Source organism: Pseudomaricurvus sp. (assembly GCF_965662505.1).
Classification (GTDB): Bacteria; Pseudomonadota; Gammaproteobacteria; order Pseudomonadales; family Cellvibrionaceae; genus Pseudomaricurvus.
In genome coordinates, this window is sequence record NZ_CBFIHX010000217.1 from 1 (window position 1) to 3,014 (window position 3,014).

Genomic DNA, 3,014 nt, shown 5'->3' on the forward strand with positions numbered 1-3,014 from the left:
AACGCGGTCTCGGCAATGTGACCGCCGAGTACGCAATGCGTGAAGAAGGCGGTGTATCTGTTATAAATCGTGGTTACTCGTCCGAAAAACAGGCATGGGAAGAAGCGGAAGGTAAAGCCTATTTTGTCGAAGACGAAAAAACGGGCTACCTTAAGGTGTCTTTCTTTGGTCCATTCTATGGGTCCTATGTCATCTTTGAACTGGATAAGACAGACTATCAATACGCCTTTGTCTCTGGCCCCAACACGTCTTATTTATGGCTACTGTCCCGAACACCCGAAGTCAACCCGGAACTGATAGATCAATTTAAACGCAAAGCCTCAGAGCTTGGGTTTGACACCAACAAATTGATCTTTGTAAAACACGACCAAGATAACTAATAAAGTACAGTTTCACATCAAGGAATATCATGATCGTTGTCTATGGAATTCAAGAAAAATTAAACCCGATAAAAGCCAATCTGTCGGACGTACTGCACGGCTGTATGCAATCTGTTCTTGGAATGCCTGAAGACAAGCGTGCACACCGTTTTGTACCATTGGACAGAGAAAACTTTTATTACCCCGGCGGTAGATCCGATGCCTATACTGTTATAGAAATCAATCTGATGGCCGGACGCAAACCTGAAACTCAAAAAATGTTGATCAAATCAATTTTTCAGGAATTGGAAAATCAGATGCTCCTCTCTCCAATAGATGTTGAAATCACCATTAAAGAACAACAACCCTATCAATGGGGTTTCAGAGGAATCACTGGTGATGAGGCTAACGATCTAAAATATAAGGTCAATGTGTGAGTTTCAATAAACACCTCTAGGTGCACCGTAAAAACCGACTCGTCAGAGAATATTATTTGAGACAATAAGGACCTAAGTGGATATCGCATTACTTGGTTTATTGCTGAACATGACTATCGTCTTGTCGTTGATCGTGCGGGTTCTTACCCGTCCCCATCGCGACCCATCGTCACGCATTGCCTGGATTGCGGTCATCGGCGCCCTGCCAATCTTTGGCGTCATAGCTTATTTTCTGCTGGGTGAAACCAACATTGGTCATCGCCGCACCGCTCGCATGAAAGCGGTTATCCGAAACATGCCCCCCAGCAAGGTGGTAAGTCCCAACAGTAATCAGAACACACTCTTTCAAGTTCCTAAACGCTTTCAACTATTATTCCGTCTTGGAAGATCCATTAACGGTTTTGAAGTCACCGAAGGTAATTCTGCTCAATTGATGACAGACTCCAACTCCACCATTGCTTCAATGGTCAAAGACATAGACGACGCGTCCGATCACGTGCACTTATTGTTTTATATCTGGTTACCCGACAACAACGGTATCGCCATTGTAGAAGCCCTGAAACGTGCTGCCAGTCGAGGGGTCAATTGTCGGGTTATGGCTGATGACATTGGTTCACGCACCATGATTCATTCAAAACACTGGAAAGAGATGAAGAAAACCGGTATTCATCTTTCACGGGCTTTATCCGTCAGAGTTCCAATACTTCGGTCGCTTATTGTACGAGTGGACTTACGCAATCACCGTAAAATCTTAATCATCGACGGAAAAATTACCTATTGCGGCAGCCAGAACTGCGCAGATCCAGAATTTCGCGTTAAAGCAAAGTACGCGCCCTGGGTAGACGTCATGTTTCGCTTCGAAGGCCCTGTTGTTCGACAGAACCAATATCTATTCGCCAGTGACTGGATGAGTCATACCAAAGAAAACATCAATTCATTGCTTAGTATACCCATGGACACGCCCAGTACAGGGTTTCCTGCCCAGGTGTTGGGTACGGGACCGACCGTACGCTATTCCGCCATGCCCGAAATGTTTGGCTCGTTGTTTCACGCTGCTCGCGAAGAACTGGTGATTACTACTCCCTACTACGTGCCCAACGAGTCTATGCAAAGCGCACTGTGCTCTGCCGCCTGGCGAGGCATCAAAACAACCCTTATCCTACCCGCAAAAAATGATTCCTGGATGGTTGGCGCTGCCAGCCGCAGTTATTACAAGGATTTACTGCAAGCAGGCGTCGAAATTTTTGAATACGAAGGTGGCCTGCTGCATACAAAATCAGTCACTATCGACCGCGAAGTCACACTGATCGGTTCAGCGAACATGGATCGGCGCAGCTTCGAATTAAATTACGAAAACAACATTCTGTTTTACAATCCAGAACTGACCGAAGACATGCGATCTCGACAACAGGAATACTTGTCAAAATCAAAACAAGTCACCCTGGAAAGGGTGGACGCCTGGTCACTGGGCACCCGACTGTGGAACAACACCCTTGCCACACTGGGACCGGTTCTGTAACTTACAGAAAGTTTGAACAAAGGAATACATCATGACATTCAAGGACGATTGGCTGAAAATTAAAACGACACTAGAACAGGGACAAGCCTCGACCCTGTACTGCTCAATTGCCACCGTCAATGACGACGGCACACCTCATATAACACCGGTTGGAACTGTCTTTTTACGAGACAACCATAGCGGCTACTTTTTCGATCACTACGCTGAATCTCTGGGGAAAAACATCGACCGAAATCCAAATGTTTGCATTATGGCGGTCAATGCAGGCCGTTTCTTTTGGTTCCGATCGTTAATCTCAGGACGTTTTGTTGCTCCGCCGGGAATCAGACTTTACGGAAAAGCCAGCGCTATGCGTGAAGCCACCAAAGAAGAAATCAAGGCCATCGAATACCGGGTTAAACCGTCCAAATGGATGAAAGGGGCGCGTTTACTGTGGACTAACTTCACGCACGTTCGCGATATAGAATTTACCGATTATAAACCCGTCACCTACCCGATGATGATGAATGGGATGTGGTCTGAAAACACATAAAAAACCAGACGCCATAATTCGATAACCACCCAACGGTTCCTACCCCGTCAGCTAAACTCCCACTGTCGTCCATCAGATTTGAGAGGAGGCCACCTTGTCCGGCATAACAATCACTACCTTCGATTGGGTTCCAGAAATTCCGCGCGGCTATGTGCGCGACTTACGTA

At 46.3% G+C, this 3,014-nt stretch carries 4 protein-coding genes; all 4 read left to right on the forward strand.

The genetic code is table 11. The features are described from left to right. Positions 1–380, forward strand: a 380-nt coding sequence (locus ACTG33_RS16820; RefSeq protein WP_439136374.1) for a lipocalin family protein, incomplete at its 5' end; no start/stop codon positions are given. Positions 381–409: 29 nt separating this feature from the next. After that, positions 410–796 carry a tautomerase family protein gene (locus ACTG33_RS16825; protein WP_439136376.1) on the forward strand — a complete coding sequence of 129 codons (387 nt, stop codon included), beginning with the start codon at positions 410–412 and terminating at the stop codon, positions 794–796. Between the two features lie 76 nt (positions 797–872). Then, the gene (gene cls / locus ACTG33_RS16830; RefSeq protein WP_439136378.1) at positions 873–2,315 is read left to right on the forward strand and encodes a cardiolipin synthase; all 1,443 of its coding nucleotides are present in this window, start codon (positions 873–875) and stop codon (positions 2,313–2,315) included. A gap of 31 nt (positions 2,316–2,346) precedes the next feature. Then, a complete protein-coding gene (locus ACTG33_RS16835) occupies positions 2,347–2,847 on the forward strand; it encodes a pyridoxamine 5'-phosphate oxidase family protein (protein WP_439136380.1) in 501 nt (166 codons plus the stop codon). The last annotated feature ends 167 nt before the right edge of the window (positions 2,848–3,014 follow it).

Bases quoted from the DNA above. Each gene is read 5' to 3' on its own strand.
- ACTG33_RS16835 (WP_439136380.1), top strand. From the start codon at position 2,347: ATGACATTCAAGGACGATTGGCTGAAAATTAAAACGACACTAGAACAG.
- ACTG33_RS16825 (WP_439136376.1), top strand. From the start codon at position 410: ATGATCGTTGTCTATGGAATTCAAGAAAAATTAAACCCGATAAAAGCC.